Origin of the sequence: Fusicatenibacter faecihominis (assembly GCF_020686945.1) — a bacterium.
Lineage (GTDB): Bacteria > Bacillota > Clostridia > Lachnospirales > Lachnospiraceae > Limivivens > Limivivens faecihominis.
In genome coordinates, this window is record NZ_JAJEPR010000004.1 from 143,295 (window position 1) to 168,414 (window position 25,120).

Genomic DNA, 25,120 nt, shown 5'->3' on the forward strand with positions numbered 1-25,120 from the left:
ACCAGGAGGTGAAAAATGAAAAACGGGCATCGCCCCATGAGGCGGCAGAAACGGGAAGTGACCTCCCCGGAGGAGCTTCGCCGGATTCTGGAAAAATGTCAGATTTTAAGGATCGGCGCCATGGATGAGGAAGGTATGTTCGTCGTCCCCGTCAACTATGGTTTTGAGTGGGAGGACGAACTGCTCCTTTATTTCCATTCGGCAAAGGAAGGCCGGAAAGCTGATGCCTTCCGCAAGGATCCAAATGTGGCCTTCGAGCTGGACTGTGGTTACGAGGTAATCACAGGCGACTACGCCTGCAGCTATTCCGCAGCTTATGAGAGCATTATGGGAAACGGAACAGTTACCCTTTTGGAGACGCCGGAAAAAAAGGAACGGGCGCTGACCCTTCTTATGAAGCATGCGGCTCCCGGAGCAAACCTTGTTTTCCGGCCGGAAATGCTGGAAGCTGCCGCTGTCTATTGCCTCCGGGTATCGTCTCTTACAGGTAAAAGGCGGGAACGGAAACAATAGAAAGGGAATCGTATATGGCAATTTATTTAGTGGATTTTGAAAACATCGGTTACAATGGACTGAAAGGCATCGAGAAGCTTCCCGAGGGAGATCAGGTACATCTTTTCTACAGCAGCAATGCAGACAAGCTGACCTTTGATATTCACCTCTGCATCAACGCTTCCAAAGCGCGGGTCTTCTATTATAAGGTAGAAACCGGAGCAAAAAATGCCCTGGATTTCCAGCTGGCGACTTATCTCGGTTCTCTCACGGCGGCAAATCCTGACGAGAACTACTTCATCGTCAGCAACGACGACGGCTTCCACTATATCATCCAGTTCTGGAAACAGCGCAGCGTAGATATCCAGCAGATCTCCAACCTCCAGTTCCAGAGCATCGAGGAAAATCAGGTTCTGGATCTTCTCCCCGCCTCCTGCAAAGACGACGCGGACGAAGTCATGGCCTGCATCAACGAATTCAAATCCAAACAGGGTATTAACAACGCCCTGGTCAAACAGTTCGGCAACAAAAAAGGCAGCGAGATCTACCGGGCTATCAAAGGGTTGTTGAAGAACTGAATTTTTTAAAAAAAGGAGGGCTGAAATTTCTTCACTTCCCTCAACCGTTTTTCCCCTTCTTTCCTTCCAATCTGATACACCCGTTCCAATTCCTCAGGGTGGCGTTCGACGGCGCCAATGTTGAGAGGAGCTTCGGGGCGGATGACCAGGAGGTTTCCAGAGCGTTCCTGTTCTCTGATGTAGGCGAGGGTCTCGTTGTAGCGCTCGTGGCGGTTCTCGAGGGCATGGATGAGAGCCGGATTTTTCCAGAGAAGGATCCGGAGGAGGGGGAGCAGCTGGTTGGGCTTTTTCACATAGCCTTCGGGCTGGGTGAGGATGACGACGTTCCGGTCATAGCCAATGCTCTCAAAGAAGCGCACCGGAATGGAATCAGCGGTGCCGCCGTCGGAGAGGGAATAGCTATCCAGCTTTACGAAGCGGGAGAGGGCCGGCATGGAGGCGGAAGCCCGCATCCACTGAATATCCTCGGCATCTCCTTTTAGGCAGTTGTGATAAACCGCTTTTCCGGTGTCCGCGTCCGTGCAGACCACATAGAAATTCATGGGATTTTCCGCATAGGTTTTCACATCGAAGGGATCCAGCCGGTCGGGCAGCTCGTGATAACAGAACTGCTCTCCGTAAATATCGCCGGTCTTAAGAAGAGAGCGGAAGCTGACATAGCGGGGATCCTGACAGTAAGCTTTATTGTAGCGGATCACCCGCCCGATCTGCCGTGATTTATAATTACAGCCAAAGACGGCACCAGCGGAGACGCCGATGGCCCCGTCAAAACTCACGCCTGCTTCCATTAACACATCGATCACCCCGGCGGTAAACATTCCCCGCATGGCTCCACCTTCCATAATCAGTCCGATTTTCATCTTCCGTATCCACTCCTTGTCGTTAAAATTTTGTCTTCCATCAGTTTATCCTATCCCTGTTGAAATTTCAACATGACAGATAAATTTCAGAACTTTTGTTTGTCTTATCAAAAAGAATATATACAATTAAGAAAAACCATATATTTTTCTGCAAATTATATGTTATAATCGCCGTAACACTAACGGAATCGCAGACAAAACATTACGAACTTTGAGAGGAGGCATTTTTATGAGGAAACGAAAACACTGGCTGTACGCAATGACTTTTCTGGGCGGCTGCCTGCTTCTGACACCGGGAAGTGGAAGCGTTCTGGCGGGCGAGCAGTTTTCCTACCAGCTCAATGACAATACGGCAGAGGCGAAAGAAACTCCTGTTTCCAGCTCGGCGGCTGCAAATACCGCACTTTCTGAGATGAACCTTATTTTTGATGTGACCTTCCCCATGACGGCAGAGGGAGAGACGGAAGCCAACCCGGAAATGAGGATCGAGACCAGCCTGGATGTCTTTGGAGAGGATGCATGGTGGGAAGGCTCCGTTTATTTGAACGATACCCTTTCTTACTGCTACCTCGTGGATGCGTCCACCGGAAAAGTGATCAAACTTTCCGATCAGGTGACGGCACAGAAGCTGGTGGATATTGACATGTACGAAAAACAGTTCAGCCGCTGGGATCTCATGGAGCTGACCAGTGAGGATTCCTGGCTGGAAGAACTCAAAAAATATAAAGACGGCACGCTCTTTTCCAGGGATGCACTTTTGGATAAGCTCACCATCGGAGAGATGAACAGCCATTATCTCCAGGTAGCTGTCACCGCCTATGATCCCATCGCCGATGTGGGACCGGACCGCTGGGTATTCTGGATGGATTACGAGAGCCGCCATCCGCTGGAAGCCTACCGGGCAGATCTGATTTCTATTGTAGGGCAGACCGGATAACATGCGGCAGTTCTGAACTGCCCCTTTTCTACATATACTGGATAACAAAAGCCCGGAGGGTCGGCTGCCTATGGGACGAAAAGGAAAAAAGCCCTTTGGCCGGGCGCTGACGGACGCGGCAGGGATCCCGCCGGAGCTGGTGTCTTCCCTGCCCCTTCTTTCCATGACCGGTCAGGAAGAGCTGTTCATTGAAAATTTCAAAGGAATTCTCCAGTACACGGATGCTGTTCTTTTACTCCAGACAAAAGCCTGCCTTTTGCGGATCGAAGGACAGCATCTTTTTCTTGTCTATTACACGAAGGATGCGCTGAAGCTTACAGGAACCATCACCAGCATCTGCTTTCTGACCAGCTGACAGGAGGAATTTTTCATGACGGAGAAAATCCAGCGCTTCATCAGGGGCTATGTGAGAATCCGGGTCCGGACAGTTTCCTACGACCGCTTCTTAAACATCTGTGCCCTTCATGGTTTTTACATATGGGATCTCACCCCAAAAGAAAATGCCTACGAACTGAACATTTCCATAAAAGATTTCCGAAAGCTCAGGCCCCTGGCCCGAAAGACGGGAGCCCATATCCGCATTGTTAAAAAGCGCGGCCTTCCATTCTGGCTTTTCCGGAACCGGCACCGGAAAGCATTTGCAGTGGGTTTTCTCGGCGGGTCGACCCTTCTGTTTCTGTTTTCTTTTTTTATCTGGAATATTGAGATCAACGGCAACCGTTCCGCCTCCGCAGAGGTCATTTACCGTTATCTCAAGGAGGAGAAGGCCACCTACGGAACTTTGAAAAATACCATCGACTGTAAGAAGCTTCAGTCCGACCTCCGGAAAAAATTTCCGGATTTTCTCTGGGTTTCCGCCAAAATCAAGGGAACCAGCCTCCTCATCGATGTGAAGGAAAACGATATTGGGGATCTCACCCAGAAAGAGCTGCCGGAGAGCGATCTCATTGCCGGAAGCGGCGGTGTCATCGAAAGTATTGTGACCCGGAAAGGCGTGCCCCAGGTCCAGGTGGGGGATAGGGTGAAAAAAGGAGACCTCCTAGTGTCCTCCGAGATTCCGATTTTCAATGATGAGAAAGAAGTCACCGGCTATCAGTACTGCGGGGCGGATGCGGACATTTTCATCCGGACTGTCTATGAGTATCAGGATGAGTTTCCATTGATTTATGAGGAAAAAGTTTATACCGGCAAAGAAAAGAGCGGGCTTCTTCTTCAGATCGGGAGCCGGCTTTTTTCCTGGAGACCAAAGGAAGGGACCTACAAAACCTTCGATCTGGTGACGGAAGAGCGGCAGTTCGGCTTTTCCAGGTATTTCAAGCTGCCCTTTTTTTATGGCCGGATGCGTATGCGGGAATACCGCCTGGTGAAGAAACGGTACAGCCCGGCGGAGGCCGCTGCCCGGATGCAGGAACAAATGGAAAAAAATATGGAAAAAATTCAGGAAAAAGGGGTTCAAATATTTGAAAATGATGTTAAAATAGAAACGGATGAGAAAAGCTGTTCCGCAAGGGGGCAGTTTACGCTCATTCAGAGAACCGGAAAACGAGTGGAAAGGACGAGAACAGATTCATGAGCATCATTGAAGCGATTACAGAAATTCCGGCAGAGCACGAGAAAAACGTATTCGGTCAGTTTGACCAGCATATAAAAAAGATCGAACGCACCCTGAACGTGACCATGATCCTCCGGGACGGGACGCTCAAGATCATCGGAGATGCGGTCAATGTCTCCAAGGCGAAGGAGATCGTACAGGACCTGGTGAAACTCTCGATGAGAGGAAACACCATTGAGGAGCAGAACATCAATTACGCTCTGGCCCTCACCATGGAAAACACAGACACCGGCTCCATGGTGGAGATTGACAAGGACTGCATCTGCCACACGATCAACGGCAAGGTGATCAAACCCAAGACACTTGGACAGAAAGCCTATGTGGACGCCATCCGGAACAAGATGATCGTCTTCGGCATCGGCCCCGCCGGTACCGGAAAAACCTATCTTGCGATGGCGGTGGCGATTTCGGCCTTCAAAAACGGCGAGGTTGCCAGAATTATCCTCACAAGACCTGCCATTGAGGCGGGAGAAAAACTTGGTTTCCTGCCGGGAGACCTGCAGAGCAAGGTAGACCCGTATCTTCGCCCGCTGTACGATGCCCTCTATCAGATCATGGGGCCGGACAGCTTCGCGAAAAATATGGAGAAAGGTCTCATCGAGGTAGCGCCGCTGGCTTATATGAGAGGCCGTACGCTAGATAACGCCTTCATCATTCTTGACGAGGCCCAGAATACCACGCCCGCCCAGATGAAAATGTTTCTGACCCGTATCGGTTTCGGTTCCAAAGTCATCGTGACTGGCGATTCCACCCAGAAAGATCTGCCCAGCACCCAGAAATCCGGTCTGGAGATCGCAATGAAGGTATTAAAGAATGTGGAAGATATTTCCTTCTGCCACCTTACCAGCAAAGACGTCGTGCGTCACCCGCTGGTGCAGAAGATCGTCAATGCCTATGAGGAGTACGAGAAGAAAACTTCCGCACAGCAAAGGAGGCGCCAATGAGCGTTATTTACGAAGATGAATATGGAAAGGACTGGCCCTTTTCTCCGGAAGAGCTGGCCGGGAAAGTGATCGAGGCGAGCCTGGATCATGAGAATTGTCCCTATGAGGCCCAGGTAAATGTGCTTCTGACGGGAAACGAGGAGATCCACGGGATGAACCGGAATTTCCGGGGAATCGACCGGCCCACAGACGTACTTTCCTTCCCGCTTTTAAACTATGAGACTCCGTCTGATTTTTCCAGAGTGGAAGAGGAGGAAGCCGATTCCTTTGATCCGGAATCCGGCGAACTCATGCTGGGGGATATTGTTCTTTCAGGGGACAAGATCCTGGAGCAGGCAGAGGCTTATGGTCACTCGACGAAACGAGAATTTGCCTTTTTGGTGGCTCACAGTATGCTCCATCTCTGTGGGTACGACCATATGACAGAAGAGGAAGCAAAAGAAATGGAACGGCGGCAGGAGGAAATCCTTCAGAGCCTTTCCATCACAAGATAACAGAGAGGGGATAAAACTATGAACAGATTAAAGACAAGACTTCTTGTAACAGCAGCAGCCATCGCCGTCCTTGGCACTTCCGCCCAGGCAGCAGAGTTGGTTCAGAAAGACGACGCACCTGTGACCCGGACCGATTCTCTGGCCGGTTTAAGCGTGGATTCCTCCAGTGACAGCAGTGAGACTGCTGAAACTGCAGCAGCAGAGGAGAGTAGCACCGAGGCTGAGTCCCTGGCCCCCGATGCTCAGGTACGAAGCAAGCTTACCGGCCGTCTGGTTGATGCTGAAGTGGGAACGAAGCGCCCCATGGCAATCATGCTGAACAACATTTATGATGCCTGCCCCCAGGCCGGTATCGAGGAAGCCGGTATCGTTTACGAGGCTCCTGTAGAAGGCGGACTTACCCGTCTTATGGGAATCTTTGAGGATTACCGCGGCATGGAGAAGATCGGTTCTGTCAGAAGCTGCCGTGACTATTACATTGATTTTGCAAAAGAGTTTGATGCCGTTTACATCCATTATGGCCAGGCCGTTTATGCCATGAACAAGCTGAACGCCGAGGGAACAGATAACATCAGCGGTCTTCAGTATCAGGATCAGGCCGGTGCTGTCAGCGGCTACTGCGGAGAGGACATTTTCTACCGCACCAGCGACCGTCCCGCACCCCATAACGTATACATCAGTGAGGAAGGCATCAAGACAGCCATGGAGCGGAACGGCTACCGCACCGATTATGAGGATGATTTTACAGGACATTATAAATTTGCCGCTGACGATGAGACCATCGTGCCCGATGAGGGAACCGCAACGGTGATCCGCCCGGGTTATTCTGTGAACAAGCCCTGGTTTGAGTACAATGCGGAGGCCGGTTACTACAACCGTTTCCAGTACGGAGAGGCCCAGATCGACCAGAACACCAACGATCAGCTGGCTGTCACCAACATCATTTTCCAGGTATGCCAGTGGCAGAACTATGACGATCACGGCTATCTGAACATCGACACCCAGTCCGGCGGCGATATGTATTACTTCACCAAGGGCGGCTATGAGAAAGGCACCTGGAAGAAGGAAGATCCGGAGAATCCGGACAGCCGTGCCGTTTATTACGATGCCGACGGCAACGAGATCACCCTGAATCAGGGAAGAACCTGGGTATGCATTATCCAGGACAGTTATGAGGATAATATTGTTATCGAATAACGAATAAAAAATGAAACAACGAGGTGTACCGTGGGAAACAAAAGCAAAAATAAAGATTATTTAGTACAGGGTACGATTCTGGTAGCGGCTTCTTTCATTGCCCGTATCATCGGAATGGTATACCGGATTCCGCTGAAAAACATACTGGGTACAGAGGGAATCGGATATTACAGCACAGCCAATGAGCTCTATAATATCATTCTGATGGTTTCGTCCTTCAGCATTCCCCTGGCGGTATCCAGGATGGTTTCGGAACGGCTCCATGCCGGGGAACAGAAGAACGCATACCGGGTTTTCAAGTGTGCCATGCGCTTTGCCATAGCCGTGGGAGCGTCCATGTCCATCGTGACATTTTTATTTGCGGGAGTCATTACCAAATATGCCATGAAGGCAGAGAATGCTTCCTACGCGCTTAGAGTGCTGGCCCCTGCGATTTTCCTTTTTGCCATTACCGGTGTGTTCCGTGGATTTTTCCAGGGACGGAACACCATGGTTCCCACGGCGGCCTCACAGGTCATCGAGCAGGTGGTAAATGCCATTGTCTCTCTGGCAGCTGCCTTTGTCTTTGTGGGTTACGGAACGAAACTTGGTGAGAAAAAAGGAAACGACAGCCTGGGCGCTGCTTACGGCGCTGCAGGCGGAACGCTTGGAACCGTGATCAGCATTGCTGTGGCTCTGATCTTTCTGATCGCGGTCTACATGGCTTACCGCGGCCGGATGAACCGTCAGCTGCGGCGGGATGTGACCACGGAGCAGGAATCCGATCGGGAGATTTATAAAATCCTGATCTGGACCCTCGTGCCCATCGTACTGAGCACTGTCATTTACAACATCGGAACCGTGCTCGATCAGGGCGTTTTCAACGCGATTCTGGCCGGCCAGGGCTATACCGAGAAACAGTATGTGACGATCTGGGGCGTCTACTCCGGAGAGTTCCGCGTGCTGATGAACGTACCGCTGTCTATCGCCTCCTGCCTGGCTCCCTCTGTGGTGCCAAGCCTGGCTGCTGTTATGTCAGACAATGACACGAAGGAAGCTTCCATAAAGGTCCGTGACACGATCCGCTATACGATGATCCTCACGATTCCCTGTGCAGTTGGTTTTCTGGCACTGTCATCCCCGATCATGCAGCTGATCTTCAGCGATTCCACAGAGCTGGCTTCCGGTATCATGCAGACCGGTTCCCTGCTCATCGTGCTTCTCGGCCTTTCCACCCTGACGACAGGTATCCTTCAGGGTCTGGGCCGGATGAAAGAGCCGATGATCCACTCCGCCATCGCTCTGGTGCTTCATCTGATCCTTTTGGCGATTCTGATGACTGTTTTCAAGCTGAATATCTACGGAGTGCTTTATTCCAATATTTTCTTTGGGCTGATCATGTGCATTCTCAATGCCATCTCCATCAAGAAATATCTCCGCTACCGTCAGGAGCTCGTGCGGACCTTTATCATTCCGCTGGTTTCTTCCGGCATTATGGGACTGGCCGCCTATGGCGTTTATAATCTCTGCCATCTGGCTGTGGGAAATGCAATTTCCTGCCTGGCAGCTATTCTCGTGGCCATCGTCGTTTACGGCGTGGTGCTCATTAAACTTCGCGGAATCACAGAGAGAGAACTTTACGCCATTCCCAAGGGCGCAATTCTTGTAGGAGTGCTGAAAAAATGCAGACTGCTGTAAAAAAGAAACCGATCCAGAGAGCTGCCATCCTTCACGATCTCTGCACCGTGGGGAAGGCAGCCATGACAAATATCCTTCCGGTGCTGTCCGTTCTCGGCGTGGAAGCCTGCCCGGTTCCGACCATGGTGCTTTCCACCCACACGGGAGGTTACGGAAAACCTGCCATTTATCCGCTGTCCGGCTTTGCCGGGGATTGCGGAAAGCATCTGAAAAGTCAGGGTTTTTCCTTTGATGCCGTCTTTGTGGGGTATCTGGGAAATGAAAAAAACGTCCGGGAGGCTTATACTTTTCTGGAAGATTTTTCCGGCGGCCCGGTGCTTTTCGACCCGATCATGGCGGATCACGGAAAATTTTATTCCAACTTTGACGAAAGCTATAACGAACTCTTAAAAGGGCTGATTCCGAGATGCACGCTGATGACGCCCAACTATACCGAGAGCTGTCTTCTCACCGGGGAAGCTTACGAGGAGAGCTGCGGCAAAGAGAAATTTCTGCGTATTACAGAAAAGCTGAAAAACCTGAACTGTAAAAACGCAGTCCTTACCAGCATTCCGCTGGAGGATGGCCTTTCTGCCGTAGGGATTCTTGATGGAGACGAGGCGGACTGGTTCACCTATGAGCCCACCGGCCGGGCTTATCCCGGAACAGGAGATCTTTTCTCAGCGGTACTCTTGGGAGCGCTTTTAAAAGGCCTGTCCTTACGGAAAGCGGCTGAGGCGGCCCACCGCTTTGTGGCTCACTGCATTCAGAAAAGTGATGCGGCCGGATATGATACCCGGGAGGGCGTTCTTCTGGAGCCGGAGCTTCTCGAACTGGTAAAAATTGTTTCATAAAAAATCTGAAAAATGACCGATACTGTGAAAAAGGAGTGGATGTCTATGAACAGCCGCCGTTACGGTATCGGTTTTTTTGTGGGAATTTTTCTGCTTTCCCTGCTCTATATTTTCAGTGACCTGCGCTTTCAGAGCGCCGAGGAGGGTGTCCGGGCAGAGGAAGGAATAGTGTATTATCTGGAGGAGGAAGAGGGAAAGGTCAGCATTTATCAGGGAGAAGAGCATACCCTCTATGAGAAAACTTCTATTCCGGTAAAGCAGCTTCCCGCCGGGATTCAGGAAGAAATCCGGGAGGGAAAGAGCCTTTCCGGGGAAGGGGAGCTCTTCAGCTTTCTGGAAAATTACAGCAGTTAATCGAAAAAAGAGTGGATGTTTTCCGTAAAATGGTGTAAGATGAAAACGATATGCTTGACCTAAGGAGGAATAACTGTATGGATTTACGGGAACATCTGAAGGACAAAAAGCGAATTGTCATCAAAATCGGTTCTTCATCTCTGACCCACCCGGAGACCGGAGCGCTGAATCTCACGAAGATGGAAGTGCTGATCCGGGAGATCACCGATCTTCGAAACCAGGGAAAAGACGTGGTGCTGGTTTCATCCGGAGCCATCGCCGTGGGCAGCCAGGCTGCCGGTTTTCCGAAAAGGCCGGAGCGAACCGAGGAAAAGCAGGCCTGTGCGGCCATCGGCCAGGCCCGGCTGATGATGATCTATCAGAAGCTTTTTTCAGAATATAATCAGAGCTGTGCGCAGATCCTGATGACCAAGAGTACGGTACAGAACAATCTCAGCCGGCTGAATGCCTATCATACCTTTGAGGAACTCTTAAAGCTCGGGGTGGTGCCTATCGTAAACGAGAACGACACGGTTTCCACCTATGAGATGAAATTCGGCGACAACGACCGGCTTTCTGCCATCGTGACGGCTCTGGTGGGAGCGGATCTTCTGATCCTCCTATCCGACATCGACGGCCTTTTCACCGATGACCCCCATACGAATCCGGAGGCGGAGTTCATCGATGAGGTTCACGAGCTGGATGAGGATCTTCTGAAAATGGGAAAGGACACGAGCAGCAGCAACGTGGGAACCGGCGGTATGGCCTCTAAACTTACTGCAGCCCGGCTGGCTGTGAGTTCCGGAGCTGATATGATCATCGCCAACGGAAAAGATTTCCGCATTCTGCACCGGCTTATGAACGGAGAGCATCTGGGCACTCTGTTTGCCGGGGCCTCAGGGAAAGATTTTTACCTGATGGATTATCTGGAAAAACTATAAGTAAGGAGACATAAAAATGGGAATTTCTGATGAAAAGATCCAGCGGATCAACGAGCTGGCCCGCCGATCCAAGGCGGAGGGGCTGACGGAGGAGGAGAAGAAGGAACAGCAGCTTCTCCGAAAAGAATTTCTGGCTTCCGTCCGTATGAATCTGAAGAGCCAGCTGGACAACATCGATATTTTAAACAAAGACGGCAGCGTGGAAAACCTGGGTGAAAAATATGGACAAAAACTCAAAGAAAAAGGAAATTAGAAAAGAGATCCTCAAGCACCGCCGTTCCCTGACGGAGGAGGAAATCCGTTCCGGTAGCCATGCGATCGCAGAAAAAATCCTTTCGATGGAGGTCTATCAGAAAGCGGAAGCTGTATATTTATACATAGACTGTAAGGGCGAGGCCTCCGTAAGAGAAATTTATGAGGCGGCTCTGCGGGACGACAAACGGATCGCTGCTCCGAGGGTTCACGGAGAGGATATGACTTTTTACTATATCCATTCTATGGAGGAAGACCTGGAGCCGGGCTATTTCGCCATTCCGGAGCCGAAGACTTCCCTTCCGGAAGCTACGGACGAAACGGCGCTTCTTCTGGTGCCTGGCGTGGGATTTGATCCTGAGTGCCATCGTTTGGGTTACGGAAAAGGCTTTTATGACCGTTACTTAAGCGCCCACCCAAAGCATCCCACGATCGCCCTGGCTCTGGATTTTCAGATCAAAGAAGAGATCCCGTCGGATACCTTTGACGTGCTGCCGGATCTGGTGGTGACGCCCACAAAAGTATACCGACACAGCTGACATTTTTTGTAAAAGGAGGAGACTTATGGATTTAAACGAAATCGGCTGCCTGGCGAAAGCCGCGCAGCCTTCCCTTCAGAAAGCAGATTCAGACGCAAAAAATCAGGTTCTCCACCGGGCTGCAGAGCTTTTAGTGGAGCAGAGTGAATTTCTTTTGAAAGAAAATGAAAAGGATATGGAAGCCGGAAGACAGAACGGCATGCCGGAAGGTCTTCTGGACCGCCTGCTCCTCACCGAAGAGAGAGTAAAACAGATGGCAGAGGGGCTTTATCAGCTGGAGCAACTCGAAGACCCCATTGGGGAAGTACTCTCCATGAAAAAGCGCCCCAACGGCCTTCTCATCGGCCAGAAACGGGTGCCTTTAGGCGTGGTCGGCATCATCTACGAGGCCCGGCCCAATGTGACGGCAGATGCCTTCGGTCTCTGCTTTAAGACAGGAAACGCTGTAATCTTAAAAGGCGGAAAGGATGCAATCCATTCCAATATGGCCATCGTGAAGGTACTTCGCCTGGCTCTCCAGGAAAAAGGCTTTCCGGAGGCGGCGGTGACGCTCATCGAGGACACCTCAAGGGAGACCACAACAGCTTTCATGAAGCTTCGGGAATATGTGGATGTACTGATCCCCCGGGGAAGCGCGGGACTTATCCGGGCTGTGGTGGAGAACAGCACAATACCGGTCATCGAGACCGGCACGGGAAACTGTCACATCTATGTGGATGAGACGGCAGACCTTGATATGGCAGTGGATATCATTTTCAATGCAAAAACCCAGCGGATCGGCGTCTGCAACGCCTGTGAATCCCTGGTGATCCATGAAAAAGTCCTGGATGAGCTGATGCCGAAGCTGAAAGCCCGACTGGATGAAAAACAGGTAGAAATCCGCGGGGACGAAAAGGTCTGCGGAAGCATTGATGGCATCGTGCCGGCGACGGAGGAGGATTACGGGACAGAATACCTGGCCTACATTCTTTCGGCCAAAACCGTTTCTTCCCTGGATGAGGCCATCGCACATATCAATCGTTACAACACGGGCCATTCCGAGGCCATCATCACAAACGATTACAGCCACGCCCAGCGTTTTCTGGACGAAATCGACGCGGCGGCGGTCTATGTGAACGCCTCCACCCGGTTTACAGACGGTTTTGAATTCGGGTTCGGCGCGGAGATCGGCATCAGCACCCAGAAGCTGCATGCCCGGGGACCCATGGGGCTTCTGGCGCTTACCACCACGAAATACATTATTTACGGAAACGGACAGATCAGGAAGTAGGAGTGTAAGTAGATTATGAGCAAAGCAAACACAAAGGAACAGGAACCAAAAGAGCAGAAAAGTATGGCAAGAGAAATTTTGGAGATGGTATTTTATCTGGTGATCGCGCTGCTGGCGGCACTTTTCATCGTGAACTTCGTAGGCCAGAGAACCCAGGTGGACGGTCATTCCATGGATCCCACGCTGGCAGACGGACAGAACCTGATTCTGGATAAAGTTTCCTATCGGTTCCGTGATCCGGAGCGTTATGATATCATCGTTTTCCCCTTTGAAGAGAACGGCAAGAAAGAGCATTTCATCAAACGAATCATCGGTCTTCCCGGTGAAACCGTACAGATCATCGACGGTTACGTTTACATCAACGGTGAGAAACTGGAGAGTGATATCTACGGCGCAGAGGTAATGAAAAATCCCGGAAGGGCCGCAGAGCCCATCACACTGGGGGACGATGAATATTTCGTCTTGGGTGACAACCGGAACAACAGCCGTGACGGACGTTATCCGGAGGTCGGAAACATCAAGCGGAGCGACATCACAGGCCGGGCCTTCTTGAGAATCTGGCCGCTGAACAAGTTTGGTTTACTGAAACATCAATAAAGGAATCGTAAGAGCCGGAGCGCTGTTCTGAAAAAGACAGCCTCCGGCTTTTCTCTTTTCCGGTTGACATTTTCCGGGGTATCTTATAAGATTAATGATGGTTTATTATGCACACAGGAAGGAAATTCTATTTATGAATACATTGGATTTAGATAAGATCGATTTAAGCACGGAAGCGCCGGTTCAGGAACCTGAGCGCCAGTATTATTTTATGGCAAAGCTCCGGGCTCTTGTAAAAGAAAAAAGCAAGAAACTGGGCCGTCCCCTTGTGGCCAGCGCCCAGACTTTCGGCTGTCAGATGAACGCAAGGGACAGCGAGAAGATCAAGGGCATTCTGGAGACCGTAGGCTATGAGATCACTGAGAGTGAGAAAGCGGACTTTATCGTTTACAACACCTGCACGGTCCGGGAAAACGCAAATCTCAAGGTTTACGGCCATCTTGGCCTCATGGGTCATGAGAAAAAGAACAACCCGGATATGATGATCGCCCTCTGCGGCTGTATGATGCAGGAGCCTCAGGTGGTGGAGAAGATCAAGAAGAGCTATCGTTTCGTCAACCTGGTTTTCGGTACCCATAACCTCTATAAATTCGCCGAGTTGGTCTACACTTCCATGATTTCCGACCGGATGATCATCGATGTCTGGAAGGACACCGACAAGATCGTGGAAGATCTGCCCTGTGACCGGAAATATTTCTTTAAATCCGGCGTCAACATCATGTTTGGCTGCAACAATTTCTGCAGCTACTGCATCGTTCCCTATGTGCGTGGCCGGGAACGGAGCCGGGAGCCGGAGGAGATCATCAAGGAGATCCGTTCCCTCGTGGCAGACGGCGTGGTAGAAGTCATGCTGCTGGGCCAGAACGTCAACTCCTACGGCAAAAATCTCAAGAATCCCATGAGCTTTGCAAAGCTTCTGGAAGAGGTGGAGAAAATCGAAGGCTTGGAGCGGATTCGTTTCATGACTTCCCATCCGAAGGATCTCTCCGACGAGCTCATCGAGGTCATGGCAAAATCGAAAAAGATCTGTCAGCATCTCCATCTGCCCCTTCAGTCCGGAAGCAGCCGGATTCTGAAGATCATGAACCGGAAATACACGAAGGAGCACTATCTGGAGCTGGTGGAGAAGCTCCGGAAGGCCATGCCGGATATCTCCCTCACCACAGATATCATTGTGGGCTTCCCCGGCGAGACCGAGGAGGATTTCCAGGAGACCCTGGATGTGGTACGGAAGGTCCGCTATGACAGTGCCTTTACCTTCATCTACTCCAAACGTACCGGAACGCCTGCTGCCGTCATGGAAAACCAGGTGCCGGAGGACGTGGTCAAGGATCGTTTCGACCGTCTCTTAAAAGAGGTGCAGGAGATCGCCAAGGAGACTTCCTCCCGCTATGCGGGACAGGTGGTTGAGGTCCTGGCTGAAGAGAAAAATCACCAGGAAGAGGGCTATCTTACCGGCCGTCTTTCCAACAATCTACTCGTTCATTTCAAAGGGGACGAAAGTCTCATCGGAAAGCTGGTCTCTGTTCATCTGACAGAGAGCCGAGGCTTCTACTATATGGGAGAGCTGGTCTAAGACCAGCTCTTCTTTTTTTAAAGAATCGCCGATGCCTACGAATTGCTCCGCTGCTTCGCAGCTCACGCAAGGTCTCCGCTCCGCTTCGGTCGGTGCTAAACGTGTGCCACTGGCACACAGCACCTACATCTCAACGGCGTAATGAGAAAAAAGTGATAATTACCCATGTTGACAGTCAGAAGACTTCCGTGTATATTTATAAATCAAGGTTAGTTAAAACTAATGAGAATACTGTTTAAGACAGGAGGCAGACATGAGAAAAATTGCAGTTTACGGAAAAGGCGGAATTGGAAAATCCACCACCACCTCCAACATTTCCGCAGCTCTGGCTGACATGGGTTACCGGGTGTTGCAGATCGGCTGTGACCCCAAGGCAGATTCCACGAAGAATCTGATGCACGGAAAGAAAATCACCTCTGTACTGGATGCGATCCGGGAAAAAGGAGAGGGAAATATCACCTCCGAGGATGTGCTTTTCCAGGGATACGGCGGTGTCTGGTGCGTGGAAGCCGGAGGACCGACTCCGGGCATCGGCTGTGCAGGCCGTGGAATCATCACCGCCTTTGAAAAGCTGGAGGAGATCGGCGCTTACGAGATCTGCCGGCCGGATATCATTCTTTACGATGTGCTGGGAGACGTGGTCTGTGGAGGCTTTGCGATGCCGATCCGGGGCGGTTACGCGAGAAATGTATTTATCGTGACTTCCGGAGAGATGATGGCCCTCTACGCAGCTTCCAACATCGCCAGTGCGGTGAAAAATTTCGGAAAAAGAGGCTATGCCCAGTATTCCGGCGTGATCTTAAACTCCAGAAACATTGAGAACGAGGAGGCGCTGGTCAAAAAAGCGCTGGAAGAGATCGGCGGCGAGATCGTGTCTGTTCTTCCGAGAAGCGCATCCGTTCAGGAAGCGGAAGCCGAGGGCAAAACCGTCATCGAAGCACTGCCGGATTCCGAGATGGCTGGCGCTTACCAGAAACTGGCTGAGAATATCCTGAACCTTTCGGCGGAGGTAGAAAATAATTATGAGTAAAGCCTGTTCCCTTCATTACGTTTCCGCCTCCCACGGCGGCTGGGGCATCGTCCGCATGGCGGCTCTCGTGCCGGAGGCACATCTTTTGTTCGTATGTCCTTCCGCCTGCGGAAGGCACAACGCTGTCGGCGCTTCCGTGGCCGGAATCAAACACCGGGTCTCATACCTCTTTCTCACGGAAGCCGACATCGTTTCCGGCGACTTTGAACAGATGATCGTCGATAATGTAGATATTTTATTTGAGGCTCTGCCTAAAAAACCGAGAGCCCTTCTGATTTTCACTTCCTGCCTCGATGACCTTCTGGGAACCGACCATGAGCCGATCCTGGCGGAGCTTACGAGAAGAAATCCGGATGTGAAATTCCGGCACTGCACGATGAATCCCATTTCATTGGATTCCAAGCTGCCACCGGGAGTCACGACCTACCGGAACATGTTCAGCGTCCTGAAAAAAAGAGAAGAGACGAAGAACCTGGTCAACGTCCTGGGGAGCAATGTTACTTATGATAAAACTTCGGAGTTAAAACGCCTCCTGAAAACCAAAGGCTATCGCGTGGCAAATATTGCAGATTACACCGATTTTGATTCCTTTATGGAGATGGCCTCCGCGAGACTGAATCTCGTTGTTTCTCCCATCGCCCTCAAGACAGCGGAGATGATGGAAAAAGAGTTCGGCATTCCCTATTTCACCGCCTATATAACCTACGATCCGGAAGAGATTACAGAAGTTTACCGGAAGCTTGAAAAAGCGCTGGATCTGGACTTCGGCCCGGCTCTCGAGGAAGAAAAAGAAAAAGCCTACGAGGAGATCCAAAAGGCAAAAGAAGTCATCAGGGATTATCCCATTGCCGTGGATTATCAGGCGGTTCTTCGTCCCTACAATCTGGCTCTCATGATGAGCCGAAACGGTTTCCATATGGGAATGGTGGCTTCGGACAGTGTGTCCACCTTTGAGAAGCCCTCCTTTGAAGCCCTGAAAAAAGAAGATCCGGAGGTTCTCATCGAAAATCCCATGTCTCATAACGCCGTGAAATTCCCTCACGAGGGAGAAAAATATCTCTGCATCGGCTTTGACTGCGGCTATATGACCGGTTCCGACCGGGTGGCAGATCTTATGGAGGATGAAGGCATGTTCGGCTTCTACGGAACCAGACGTCTCATGGAGATGCTCCGGGAAGCTTACCAGAGCAAGGCGGACGTCCGGGAAATGATCGTGAAAGCGGGGTTAATCATATGAGCAGACTTTGTGTATTTATGCTTCCGCTGGCGCCAGATTATTCCGGAGCGGCATCGGCACTTTTTGATCTGGGCGGCATCGTAGTCATGCACGACGCTTCCGGCTGTACCGGAAACTTCACCGGCTATGACGAGCCGCGCTGGATGGGTTCCCGCTCGGCAGTCTACTGCTCCGGCCTTCGGAGAATGGACGCGGTGCTGGGAAACGATGAAAAATTCATCGACGCCACCCTGAAAGCCGCGGAGGACTTAAATCCCTCCATCATCGCTTATCTCGGAAGCCCGGTTCCAACTGTCATCGGAACCGACTTAAAAGGAATGGCGGCCGAGACGGAGAACATCAGCGGCATTCCCTCCTTCGCTTTTCCGACCACAGGCCTTGACTATTACGACAAAGGCGCTTCCGACGTCTTCATGACTCTGATCCGCCGCTTCGCAAAGAAAAAGAACACGGCGGAGAAAACAAGCAAAAAGCTGAATGTTCTCGGCATGCTTCCACTGGATGTGGGAAACAGAGGAAATTCCGACCGAATCCTTGCCTGGCTGAAAGACGCAGGATATGAGATCCAGTCCGATTTCGCGATGGGTCTTTCCATGGACCAGATCAAAAACTGCCCGGACGCGGACTTAAACCTGGTGGCTGCCCGTTCCGGCCTTGCCGCCGCCCGTTTCCTGGAGAAAAAATACGGCATCCCCTATATCTGCGGCCTGCCTTTAGGCGACGGAGCAGAACTGAAAGACCGTCTGGAAAAACAGGAGCGGTTCCAGCCCCTTCCGGAAGGCAATAGCGATAAGAAAGGCATCCTGATCATTCACGAGCAGATTTTTGCCAACGAGCTTCGGGCCCTTCTCTCCAAAGAGACCGACGTTCCCATCACCGTGGGAAGCCTTTTCGGCCTGGAGGCAGAATTGAAAGCTCCGCAGGATGTTCACCTTCCTGATGAGCTCAGCGCCATCCGGGAGATCAACAGCGGCAAATATCAGGTCGTCCTCGCAGATCCGGAATTTGAAAAGGTGATCCGCCGGGAAGATGTCCGGCTGGTAAGACTTCCCCATGTGGCTCTTTCCAGTAAGCTTCACTGGGACGAATACCCGGATTATCTCGGGGAGGATATTTCTAAAATTATCGAAAGCACAGTGAAAGGGAGGAACTGATCCGCTATCACTTGCCCATACAGAAACTACAAACCCTACACAAAAGAAAGGAATACCAAATGACTATCAGAAAAATTCAGAAAATTTTTGCCGGCGTACTGACGGTATCTGTACTGACAGCCAGCCTTTTCGGCGGCAGCGCACTGGCTTCCGAGACAGAGACTGTTTCCGAAACCACCACAGAAGCAGCTTCTGAAGCAGGAAGCGAGGAGAGCACAGGAACCAGAACCATCGTGGACCACACAGGAGCAGAGGTTGTTCTTCCGGAGAAGATCGAGCGTGTCGTAATTTCCTCCATCCTTCCCCTTCCTTCTGTATACTGCTTGTTCCGTGGAAGCGCCGATGACATTGTAGGTATTCATCCGAGCTCCATGGCCGCAGCAGAAAACTCCTATCTGATCAACGTATTCCCGGAGATCGCCAATGCGGACACCAGCTTCGTGGAAAACGGAGAGGTAAACATTGAGCAGCTCCTAGCACTGAAACCGGACGTTGTATTTTACAGTGCAAACAATACCGACGAGCGTGAGATGTACGACAACGCAGGAATCCCGGCTGTTGGCTTCTCCACCAGCATGTCTGACTATGACTGTGTAGAGACTTACGCAGACTGGATTCAGCTTCTTGGTGACATTTACGGAGAGCAGGCCACCGCTAACGAGATCATCGCAGAGGGCAGAAGTGTTGCAGAAGAGATCAAATCTGTGACCTCCACCATCTCTGACGAGGACAAGCCGAAGGTTCTGATCCTCTTCAACTATGCAGACGGCGTCATCAAAACCTCCGGTTCCAACTTCTTCGGCCAGTACTGGATCGAGACCGCAGGCGGCATCAACGTGGCAGCAGACTTAAGCGGCACCCCGGAGATCAACATGGAGCAGGTTTACGAGTGGGATCCGGATATCATCTTTATCACGAACTTCTCCCCGTATCAGCCCGACGATCTCTACAACAACACCATCGACGGAGACGACTGGAGCAATGTAACTGCAGTCAAGAATCAGCAGGTTTACAAATTCCCGCTGGGTATGTATCGCTGGTTCCCGCCCGCATCTGACACTCCGCTGGTACTGAAATGGCTTGCCACCAAGATCCAGCCGGACCTTTTCAAAGATATGGATATGGCTCAGGAGATCAAAGATTACTATGAGAAATATTACAATGTAACCCTTACGGATGAAGATCTTCAGAAGATCTACAATCCTGTAAGTGCAGCATCCGGAGTAAAATAACTTCGGAAAGACTTACGCCGGAAGCAGTTTTCCGTACTGTTTCCGGCGTTTCCAGTATTTGAAAGGAACTTACGACAGATGGCAGCAAAACGAACCTCTCATAAGACCAGAAATCTTATCATCGCGGTCCTTCCCCTTCTGGCGGCACTCATCTGCCTGGGGATCGGCAGATATTCATTAAGCGTCCAGGAAACAGTAAAAATTCTTTTTTCCCATTTCACCGGCTATGAACCGGACCCCACGGGCTACACGGTTATTTTTAACGTAAGACTTCCCAGAATCCTTCTGGCGATCCTAGTGGGCGCGGGCCTTTCCTGCGCGGGAGCTGCTTTTCAGGGCCTTTTTTCCAACCCTCTGGCGACTCCGGACACCCTGGGCGTGGCCAGTGGCGCTTCCTTCGGCGCGGTCTTAGGGCTTCTCATGCATGGAAACCTGATCCTGGTTCAGATGCTGGCCCTGATCTTTGGAATCATCTCCTGTATTATCACCTATTCCATCAGCCGAAAAAACGGAAAGAGCAGCATCGTCATGATTGTCCTGGCCGGAATGGTGATCTCCGCGGTTTTTGAGGCTCTGGTTTCCCTGATGAAATATGTGGCGGACCCGGAGGAGGAGCTTCCCACGATTACTTACTGGCTCATGGGAAGCATGTCCCGGAGTACCTACAATAACCTCATGATGGGCGCTCCCTTTATCATCGCCGGAATCCTTCTGATCTTTGCTCTTCGCTGGAGACTCAATATCATGTCCCTGAATGAGGACGAGGCCAGTTCCCTCGGCATGAATATCCAGATCATGCGTCTGGTCTTCATCGCGGCCTCTTCCATGATCACGGCTTCCTGCGTCTCCATGTGTGGCCAGGTGGGCTGGGTCGGTCTTCTGATCCCACATATCTCCCGGATGATCGGCGGAAACAACAACCGCTCCGTCATTCCCATAAGCATCGGTCTTGGGGCATTCTTTATGATTGTCATGGACACCTTTGCCCGGGCGGCCACAGCGGCGGAGATTCCGATTTCCATTCTGACAGCTATTGTGGGAGCGCCGGTATTTATCATACTTTTAAGAAAAACAGGAGGTGCCTGGTCATGATCTTTCGGGTAGAAAACGGATGCTTTGGATACAAGGAAAAACAGATTCTGAAAAGTATCAGCTTTACCGTGGGGGACGGGGAGGTGCTTTCCGTCCTGGGTTCTAACGGTGTGGGAAAGACCACCCTTTTGAAATGTATGATGGGTCTTCTCAAATGGAACAGTGGCCATTCCTATGTGGACGATCAGGAGATCAGTCAGATGAAACACAAGGATTTCTGGAAAAAGATCGCCTATGTTCCCCAGGCAAAGGGAGCCGCCTTCGGTTATTCCGCTCTTGACATGGTGACGCTTGGCCGGAGCGCTCACCTCGGAACCTTCGCCCAGCCGGGAAAAGAGGACCGGAAAGCGGCGGAGGAAGCCATGGAGGAGATCGGCGTCACTTATCTCCGGGACAAGCTCTGTACGGAGATGAGCGGCGGAGAGCTTCAGATGGTTCTCATCGCCCGGGCGCTGACGATTTTTCCCTCCATGCTGGTTCTGGATGAGCCCGAGTCCAACCTCGACTTCAAAAATCAGCTCATCATTCTGGAGACGATTCAGAAGCTCTCAAAAAACAGGGGGATTTCGGCCATCGTCAATACCCATTATCCGGAGCATGCCCTGAAGATTTCCGACAAGGCCCTGCTTCTCAACCAGGACGGAACCAATATTTTCGGAGATGCGGCTGAGGTCATCAACGTGGAAAATATGCGCCATTCCTTCTCGGTGCAGGTCCATATCAACCAGTTTTCCGTGGATGGAAGGGAATACCGAAGCGTCGTTCCTCTCCATCTCGTGTGAGGTATCTTCCATGAAAATGATCACAGTAGCAGGAGCTCACGCCTGCGGGAAAACCTCCGTGATCCTAAAAACGGCGGAGCTCCTCTTAAAGGAGAACTGCCGGCCGGGTGTCATGAAGCTGGACTGCATTTCCAGTGAGGACGACCGGATCTACAGCGCGGCAGGAATCACAAACGTCAAATACATTTCAGGAAACATCTGCCCGGACCACTATTTTGCGGATTCCATCTCGGATATCTTCCAGTGGGGCCTGAAAGAAAAGCTGGATCTTCTGATTACGGAGAGCGCAGGCCTCTGCGGCCGATGTTCTCCGCATATCCGCGATATTCCGGCGGTCTGTGTGATCGACTGCCTCTCCGGCATTACCGCGCCCCAGAAGATCGGGCCCATGCTGCGGTATGCGGACTTCATCGCCGTGACGAAAGGGGATCTCGTGTCCCCGGCGGAGCGGGAGGTTTTTCTTCACAACATCCGCCTGGCCAACCGGAAAGCCCGGGTGAGCTTTATCAACGGTCTGACCGGTCAAGGAGCCTACCGGCTGGCTTCCTTCATCCGGGAAAGTGCGGAGGAGGAGACCATCGACGGTAAATTTTTACGCTTCACAATGCCCTCGGCGGTCTGCAGCTTCTGCGCCGGGCAGATGCAGCTCCAGCAGAAAGGAAACGGTGGACGGATCAAGCGAATGTGGGGAGAAGAGAATGGATAAAAATTCAGAAAACTTATTACAGGGCTTCCCGGAAGCCGTGGAGTCTTTTACAGTTTACGGCGGTTTCGACAAGGACCGGAAGCCAGAAATTATAGAAGTGACACTTCACAAAGGGGACTGTGCCTGCGTCTGTGGAAAGACCGGCTCCGGAAAGACGCGGCTTCTGGAGGATATCGAGTACCTGGCCTCCGGCGATTCCCCCTCTGGCCGAAAAATACGGATCAACGGTCTAGAACTCACGGAGGAACTACGGCTGGAGCTGGAAAACCGTTTTTGTGCCTGCCTGTCCCAGAGTATGAACTTTGTCATGGAACTTTCCTGCCGGGATTTTATTTTTCAGCATGCCGGAAGCAGGGGGATTCCCTGTACGGAAGAACTCATGGAGAAAATCCTCGCCTGCGCCAACTCCCTGGCCGGGGAGCCCCTTCACCCGGAGGATATGATCACAGCTTTGAGCGGCGGCCAGTCCCGGGCATTGATGATCGCAGATATCGCCTTTCTCTCAGCAGCCCCGGCAGTCCTCATCGACGAGCCGGAAAATGCCGGTATCGACAAGGACGCCATCATCCGGATCCTGGCGGAGAAAGGGAAGATCGTTCTCATTTCCACCCATGATCCGATCCTGGCCCTGTCCTGTGAAAAACGGATCTTCATTGAAAACGGCGGAATCCGGGGAATTGTCACCCGCACAGCGACGGAAGAGGAGCTTTTAAAAGAACTTCGGGCGCAGGAAGAGCGGATGAAAGAGATCCGAAATCAGATCCGGGGAGGGAAAAACATTGGATAAACGACCCTATGATCTCTGGGCGGAGGTTCCAAGCCCCATAAAGACGAGATTAAGAAATGCCTTTACCGCCTATGCAGAGGAGTGTTTTCAGAAAGACGGCATTCTTCTGAAAGCCTACGTCCCGGCCCAGGTGGGCGGAAATATGCCAAAGGAAGAATATTTAAAAGGGATGAAGCCCGAAGACCTTCCCGACGCCTGTTTTCTCATGGATTTCGGCGAGTGCTCGGAAGCCACCTTTGCCGCCCTGGCAGAAAAGGCTTACGAAAAGCCGGAGATCCGTGCCTGGTTCCCCGAGGTGATGGCGGTGGATATAAGACGTCTGGGCGAGCGAAAGATACCTGAAACCTACGACGACCTTTTAAGGGAAGAGTACCGGGGCGAGATCTGCCTCATCGGAAATAAAAAGATGCCGGACCCTCTCGCCGGTCTCTACATGCTCCGGAAATATGGACCAGAAGGCCTGGAGGCCTTTGTGCGAAACGTCGCCTCCTTCGCCCCGCCCTCGGAGACTCTCCGCCATGTGGGACGGCTCTCCAACACCTACGGTTCCATTTTTCTCATGCCGCCCCTGTTTGCCCAGATCTGCCTGGAAAAACCGGCGGCAAAGGTTGTCATCCCCAGAAGCGGAGCCCTCGCCGAACCCATGCTCCTCTACCAGAAACCCGTCGCTCCGGCCAAAGAAAAAGTCCGCGGCTTCTTCGATTCTGCCGCCTTCCGCGAGCTCATGGCAGACTACCAGATGCCCGCCATCGGAGATAACCGATTCCGGATTGAGAAAAGCTGTTGGGCGCTGGCGACGGAAGAAGAACTTGAAATCGTATTTCATGCTTTTCATAAAAAGTGAGGAAATGTTACTTATAGTCCGTTGATACATAAGCAACATATCATTACAATTTGCTTATATACTGATATAGTATGAGGTTGTATGCAAATGATAAAGCAAAAAGTAGGAGCGCGCGTGCGGGAACTTAGGAATCAGAAAGGCCTGAGTCAGGAAAAACTTGCACTTGCAGCTGATATTGACCGGACTTATATAGCCAGCGTAGAGAGCGGAAAACGAAATATTTCTATTGTTAATCTTGAGAAACTTATCATTGCACTGGATACCAGCTTTGCAGAATTTTTTGAGGGAATGTGAGGTGTAATGGTTTGGAATATAAGTATATCGTAAACAATAATAATCGCATTATCATCAGGGACGAATTGATTTTATCAAATCAGCAGATCCTTCAGGCAATAAATTTTTGCAATCAGGCACTGCAGAAGTTAGATCAGGAAACAAAGCAGTTTGATATCAATATTTTTGAGATTCTTGGAATGCGGAATTTAAGCGGAATGGTCGGCGAATATTTTGCGAAAAGTGTTCAGCGTTTTTCAGAAGGACATTTACATTCAAATCTGCATCAGGATGGTTATCCGGATCTGTTGCTGACTAACACAAGGGAAAGTTTGAATTATTACGCGTCACTTTATCTGGAGCAAAACGGCAAAAAATATCCATCTGAGAAGTCTTTATTCAGCCCGTTTAAGTATGGAGGAATAGAAGTAAAAGCAACCTGTGGCAATACACCGCCAGCTTCTCAATCTCCAAAACCATTGATTGGTGAACAGCGGATAGAAAAAATAATCTCTCTTGACTGGAAGGCACATCACCGTGAAACAAATAATTTATTAGCAATTGTATGGGATTTTATTAATGAAGTACCCACAATCACAGCCTGTTTTTATCGTAATGATCTGAATATGGATGACTGGGGAAAGATCGTTCAGCCTCGAAAGGACGGCGGACGAACCACCAGCGTTTCCATCATGACAGCTGGCGGAGTCAGGAAAATGTGTGAGGGCTGGCTGGCCGTCATTGATATGGATGCTTATATAGAAGCTTTTTCCAGACGAAAATGGATTGGATATAAAATAAAAGAATAATAAAGAAGTGGTATAAGTGCATTTGACGTATACCACTTCTAA

At 51.0% G+C, this 25,120-nt stretch carries 29 protein-coding genes; 28 read left to right on the forward strand and 1 reads right to left on the reverse strand.

Annotated features, from left to right (window positions below):
• Positions 1-15: 15 nt before the first annotated feature.
• Positions 16-513 (forward strand): pyridoxamine 5'-phosphate oxidase family protein, encoded by a 498-nt coding sequence (locus tag LKD71_RS03690; RefSeq protein WP_178045616.1) that lies wholly within the window; start codon positions 16-18, stop codon positions 511-513.
• Between the two features lie 14 nt (positions 514-527).
• Positions 528-1,070 carry a PIN domain-containing protein gene (locus tag LKD71_RS03695; RefSeq protein WP_178045615.1) on the forward strand — a complete coding sequence of 181 codons (543 nt, stop codon included), beginning with the start codon at positions 528-530 and terminating at the stop codon, positions 1,068-1,070.
• 5 nt (positions 1,071-1,075) lie between these two features.
• Here the strand turns inward: LKD71_RS03695 and LKD71_RS03700 are convergent, their stop codons facing one another.
• Entirely contained in the window at positions 1,076-1,930 is an 855-nt protein-coding gene (locus LKD71_RS03700) for a patatin-like phospholipase family protein (protein WP_227614393.1), read from the reverse strand.
• A 229-nt stretch (positions 1,931-2,159) separates the two neighbouring features.
• Here LKD71_RS03700 and LKD71_RS03705 point away from each other — a divergent pair, with 229 nt between their 5' ends.
• The 26 genes from LKD71_RS03705 (at position 2,160) to LKD71_RS03830 (ending at position 25,078) form a co-directional block, all read left to right on the forward strand.
• The gene (locus tag LKD71_RS03705) at positions 2,160-2,867 is read left to right on the forward strand and encodes a hypothetical protein (RefSeq protein WP_227614395.1); all 708 of its coding nucleotides are present in this window, start codon (positions 2,160-2,162) and stop codon (positions 2,865-2,867) included.
• Between the two features lie 70 nt (positions 2,868-2,937).
• A complete protein-coding gene (locus LKD71_RS03710; RefSeq protein ID WP_178046710.1) occupies positions 2,938-3,222 on the forward strand; it encodes a YabP/YqfC family sporulation protein in 285 nt (94 codons plus the stop codon).
• 15 nt (positions 3,223-3,237) lie between these two features.
• Positions 3,238-4,440, forward strand: coding sequence for a sporulation protein YqfD (gene yqfD / locus LKD71_RS03715; protein WP_227614397.1), 1,203 nt, complete (start codon positions 3,238-3,240; stop codon positions 4,438-4,440).
• Positions 4,437-5,423 carry a PhoH family protein gene (locus LKD71_RS03720; RefSeq protein WP_178046712.1) on the forward strand — a complete coding sequence of 329 codons (987 nt, stop codon included), beginning with the start codon at positions 4,437-4,439 and terminating at the stop codon, positions 5,421-5,423. The genes yqfD and LKD71_RS03720 overlap by 4 nt, the downstream gene beginning before the upstream one ends.
• On the forward strand, positions 5,420-5,917 hold the full coding sequence (ybeY, locus tag LKD71_RS03725; RefSeq protein ID WP_178046713.1) for an rRNA maturation RNase YbeY: 498 nt from the start codon (positions 5,420-5,422) through the stop codon (positions 5,915-5,917). Before LKD71_RS03720 ends, ybeY begins: the two co-directional genes overlap by 4 nt.
• An 18-nt stretch (positions 5,918-5,935) precedes the next feature.
• Entirely contained in the window at positions 5,936-7,114 is a 1,179-nt protein-coding gene (locus LKD71_RS03730) for a DUF3048 domain-containing protein (protein ID WP_227614399.1), read from the forward strand.
• Between the two features lie 30 nt (positions 7,115-7,144).
• Positions 7,145-8,791: a putative polysaccharide biosynthesis protein gene (locus LKD71_RS03735; protein ID WP_227614400.1), complete on the forward strand. Its 1,647-nt coding sequence runs from the start codon at positions 7,145-7,147 to the stop codon at positions 8,789-8,791.
• Positions 8,776-9,624, forward strand: a complete 849-nt coding sequence (locus LKD71_RS03740; RefSeq protein ID WP_227614401.1) for a pyridoxamine kinase — start codon at positions 8,776-8,778, stop codon at positions 9,622-9,624. The genes LKD71_RS03735 and LKD71_RS03740 overlap by 16 nt, the downstream gene beginning before the upstream one ends.
• A gap of 45 nt (positions 9,625-9,669) precedes the next feature.
• Positions 9,670-9,978: a hypothetical protein gene (locus LKD71_RS03745; protein WP_227614402.1), complete on the forward strand. Its 309-nt coding sequence runs from the start codon at positions 9,670-9,672 to the stop codon at positions 9,976-9,978.
• A gap of 77 nt (positions 9,979-10,055) precedes the next feature.
• Positions 10,056-10,898, forward strand: a complete 843-nt coding sequence (gene proB / locus LKD71_RS03750; RefSeq protein ID WP_178045721.1) for a glutamate 5-kinase — start codon at positions 10,056-10,058, stop codon at positions 10,896-10,898.
• A 16-nt stretch (positions 10,899-10,914) separates the two neighbouring features.
• The gene (locus LKD71_RS03755; RefSeq protein ID WP_255632924.1) at positions 10,915-11,151 is read left to right on the forward strand and encodes a DUF896 domain-containing protein; all 237 of its coding nucleotides are present in this window, start codon (positions 10,915-10,917) and stop codon (positions 11,149-11,151) included.
• Positions 11,120-11,689 carry a 5-formyltetrahydrofolate cyclo-ligase gene (locus tag LKD71_RS03760; protein WP_178045720.1) on the forward strand — a complete coding sequence of 190 codons (570 nt, stop codon included), beginning with the start codon at positions 11,120-11,122 and terminating at the stop codon, positions 11,687-11,689. Before LKD71_RS03755 ends, LKD71_RS03760 begins: the two co-directional genes overlap by 32 nt.
• Before the next feature lie 25 nt (positions 11,690-11,714).
• Positions 11,715-12,959: a glutamate-5-semialdehyde dehydrogenase gene (locus LKD71_RS03765; protein WP_178045719.1), complete on the forward strand. Its 1,245-nt coding sequence runs from the start codon at positions 11,715-11,717 to the stop codon at positions 12,957-12,959.
• Between the two features lie 15 nt (positions 12,960-12,974).
• Positions 12,975-13,556: a signal peptidase I gene (gene lepB, locus LKD71_RS03770; RefSeq protein WP_227614403.1), complete on the forward strand. Its 582-nt coding sequence runs from the start codon at positions 12,975-12,977 to the stop codon at positions 13,554-13,556.
• Positions 13,557-13,689: 133 nt separating this feature from the next.
• On the forward strand, positions 13,690-15,132 hold the full coding sequence (miaB, locus tag LKD71_RS03775; protein WP_178045717.1) for a tRNA (N6-isopentenyl adenosine(37)-C2)-methylthiotransferase MiaB: 1,443 nt from the start codon (positions 13,690-13,692) through the stop codon (positions 15,130-15,132).
• Positions 15,133-15,385: 253 nt separating this feature from the next.
• Positions 15,386-16,162, forward strand: coding sequence for a nucleotide-binding protein (locus LKD71_RS03780; RefSeq protein ID WP_227614404.1), 777 nt, complete (start codon positions 15,386-15,388; stop codon positions 16,160-16,162).
• A complete protein-coding gene (locus LKD71_RS03785; protein WP_227614405.1) occupies positions 16,155-17,399 on the forward strand; it encodes a nitrogenase component 1 in 1,245 nt (414 codons plus the stop codon). Before LKD71_RS03780 ends, LKD71_RS03785 begins: the two co-directional genes overlap by 8 nt.
• A complete protein-coding gene (locus tag LKD71_RS03790; RefSeq protein ID WP_227614406.1) occupies positions 17,396-18,553 on the forward strand; it encodes a nitrogenase component 1 in 1,158 nt (385 codons plus the stop codon). The genes LKD71_RS03785 and LKD71_RS03790 overlap by 4 nt, the downstream gene beginning before the upstream one ends.
• 59 nt (positions 18,554-18,612) lie before the next feature.
• On the forward strand, positions 18,613-19,785 hold the full coding sequence (locus tag LKD71_RS03795; RefSeq protein ID WP_227614407.1) for an ABC transporter substrate-binding protein: 1,173 nt from the start codon (positions 18,613-18,615) through the stop codon (positions 19,783-19,785).
• A gap of 78 nt (positions 19,786-19,863) precedes the next feature.
• Positions 19,864-20,877 (forward strand): FecCD family ABC transporter permease, encoded by a 1,014-nt coding sequence (locus tag LKD71_RS03800; protein WP_227614409.1) that lies wholly within the window; start codon positions 19,864-19,866, stop codon positions 20,875-20,877.
• Positions 20,874-21,659: an ABC transporter ATP-binding protein gene (locus tag LKD71_RS03805; protein WP_227614411.1), complete on the forward strand. Its 786-nt coding sequence runs from the start codon at positions 20,874-20,876 to the stop codon at positions 21,657-21,659. Before LKD71_RS03800 ends, LKD71_RS03805 begins: the two co-directional genes overlap by 4 nt.
• Before the next feature lie 10 nt (positions 21,660-21,669).
• Positions 21,670-22,365: a GTP-binding protein gene (locus LKD71_RS03810; protein WP_227614412.1), complete on the forward strand. Its 696-nt coding sequence runs from the start codon at positions 21,670-21,672 to the stop codon at positions 22,363-22,365.
• Positions 22,358-23,152, forward strand: coding sequence for an ATP-binding cassette domain-containing protein (locus LKD71_RS03815; protein ID WP_227614413.1), 795 nt, complete (start codon positions 22,358-22,360; stop codon positions 23,150-23,152). Before LKD71_RS03810 ends, LKD71_RS03815 begins: the two co-directional genes overlap by 8 nt.
• On the forward strand, positions 23,145-23,996 hold the full coding sequence (locus LKD71_RS03820) for an ABC transporter substrate-binding protein (protein WP_227614415.1): 852 nt from the start codon (positions 23,145-23,147) through the stop codon (positions 23,994-23,996). Before LKD71_RS03815 ends, LKD71_RS03820 begins: the two co-directional genes overlap by 8 nt.
• 87 nt (positions 23,997-24,083) lie before the next feature.
• Positions 24,084-24,290 (forward strand): helix-turn-helix domain-containing protein, encoded by a 207-nt coding sequence (locus LKD71_RS03825; RefSeq protein WP_331466373.1) that lies wholly within the window; start codon positions 24,084-24,086, stop codon positions 24,288-24,290.
• An 11-nt stretch (positions 24,291-24,301) separates the two neighbouring features.
• Positions 24,302-25,078 carry a hypothetical protein gene (locus LKD71_RS03830; protein WP_227614417.1) on the forward strand — a complete coding sequence of 259 codons (777 nt, stop codon included), beginning with the start codon at positions 24,302-24,304 and terminating at the stop codon, positions 25,076-25,078.
• The last annotated feature ends 42 nt before the right edge of the window (positions 25,079-25,120 follow it).

Coding starts and splice junctions, on each gene's coding strand:
- LKD71_RS03760 (WP_178045720.1), top strand. CDS start 11,120: ATGGACAAAAACTCAAAGAAAAAGGAAATTAGAAAAGAGATCCTCAAG.
- yqfD (WP_227614397.1), top strand. CDS start 3,238: ATGACGGAGAAAATCCAGCGCTTCATCAGGGGCTATGTGAGAATCCGG.
- LKD71_RS03745 (WP_227614402.1), top strand. CDS start 9,670: ATGAACAGCCGCCGTTACGGTATCGGTTTTTTTGTGGGAATTTTTCTG.
- LKD71_RS03805 (WP_227614411.1), top strand. CDS start 20,874: ATGATCTTTCGGGTAGAAAACGGATGCTTTGGATACAAGGAAAAACAG.
- proB (WP_178045721.1), top strand. CDS start 10,056: ATGGATTTACGGGAACATCTGAAGGACAAAAAGCGAATTGTCATCAAA.
- LKD71_RS03795 (WP_227614407.1), top strand. CDS start 18,613: ATGACTATCAGAAAAATTCAGAAAATTTTTGCCGGCGTACTGACGGTA.
- LKD71_RS03705 (WP_227614395.1), top strand. CDS start 2,160: ATGAGGAAACGAAAACACTGGCTGTACGCAATGACTTTTCTGGGCGGC.
- LKD71_RS03690 (WP_178045616.1), top strand. CDS start 16: ATGAAAAACGGGCATCGCCCCATGAGGCGGCAGAAACGGGAAGTGACC.
- LKD71_RS03730 (WP_227614399.1), top strand. CDS start 5,936: ATGAACAGATTAAAGACAAGACTTCTTGTAACAGCAGCAGCCATCGCC.
- ybeY (WP_178046713.1), top strand. CDS start 5,420: ATGAGCGTTATTTACGAAGATGAATATGGAAAGGACTGGCCCTTTTCT.
- LKD71_RS03800 (WP_227614409.1), top strand. CDS start 19,864: ATGGCAGCAAAACGAACCTCTCATAAGACCAGAAATCTTATCATCGCG.
- LKD71_RS03700 (WP_227614393.1), bottom strand. CDS start 1,930: ATGAAAATCGGACTGATTATGGAAGGTGGAGCCATGCGGGGAATGTTT.
- LKD71_RS03710 (WP_178046710.1), top strand. CDS start 2,938: ATGGGACGAAAAGGAAAAAAGCCCTTTGGCCGGGCGCTGACGGACGCG.
- LKD71_RS03740 (WP_227614401.1), top strand. CDS start 8,776: ATGCAGACTGCTGTAAAAAAGAAACCGATCCAGAGAGCTGCCATCCTT.
- LKD71_RS03810 (WP_227614412.1), top strand. CDS start 21,670: ATGAAAATGATCACAGTAGCAGGAGCTCACGCCTGCGGGAAAACCTCC.
- LKD71_RS03765 (WP_178045719.1), top strand. CDS start 11,715: ATGGATTTAAACGAAATCGGCTGCCTGGCGAAAGCCGCGCAGCCTTCC.
- LKD71_RS03695 (WP_178045615.1), top strand. CDS start 528: ATGGCAATTTATTTAGTGGATTTTGAAAACATCGGTTACAATGGACTG.
- LKD71_RS03815 (WP_227614413.1), top strand. CDS start 22,358: ATGGATAAAAATTCAGAAAACTTATTACAGGGCTTCCCGGAAGCCGTG.
- LKD71_RS03780 (WP_227614404.1), top strand. CDS start 15,386: ATGAGAAAAATTGCAGTTTACGGAAAAGGCGGAATTGGAAAATCCACC.
- LKD71_RS03755 (WP_255632924.1), top strand. CDS start 10,915: ATGGGAATTTCTGATGAAAAGATCCAGCGGATCAACGAGCTGGCCCGC.
- LKD71_RS03825 (WP_331466373.1), top strand. CDS start 24,084: ATGATAAAGCAAAAAGTAGGAGCGCGCGTGCGGGAACTTAGGAATCAG.
- LKD71_RS03785 (WP_227614405.1), top strand. CDS start 16,155: ATGAGTAAAGCCTGTTCCCTTCATTACGTTTCCGCCTCCCACGGCGGC.
- LKD71_RS03720 (WP_178046712.1), top strand. CDS start 4,437: ATGAGCATCATTGAAGCGATTACAGAAATTCCGGCAGAGCACGAGAAA.
- LKD71_RS03790 (WP_227614406.1), top strand. CDS start 17,396: ATGAGCAGACTTTGTGTATTTATGCTTCCGCTGGCGCCAGATTATTCC.
- miaB (WP_178045717.1), top strand. CDS start 13,690: ATGAATACATTGGATTTAGATAAGATCGATTTAAGCACGGAAGCGCCG.
- lepB (WP_227614403.1), top strand. CDS start 12,975: ATGAGCAAAGCAAACACAAAGGAACAGGAACCAAAAGAGCAGAAAAGT.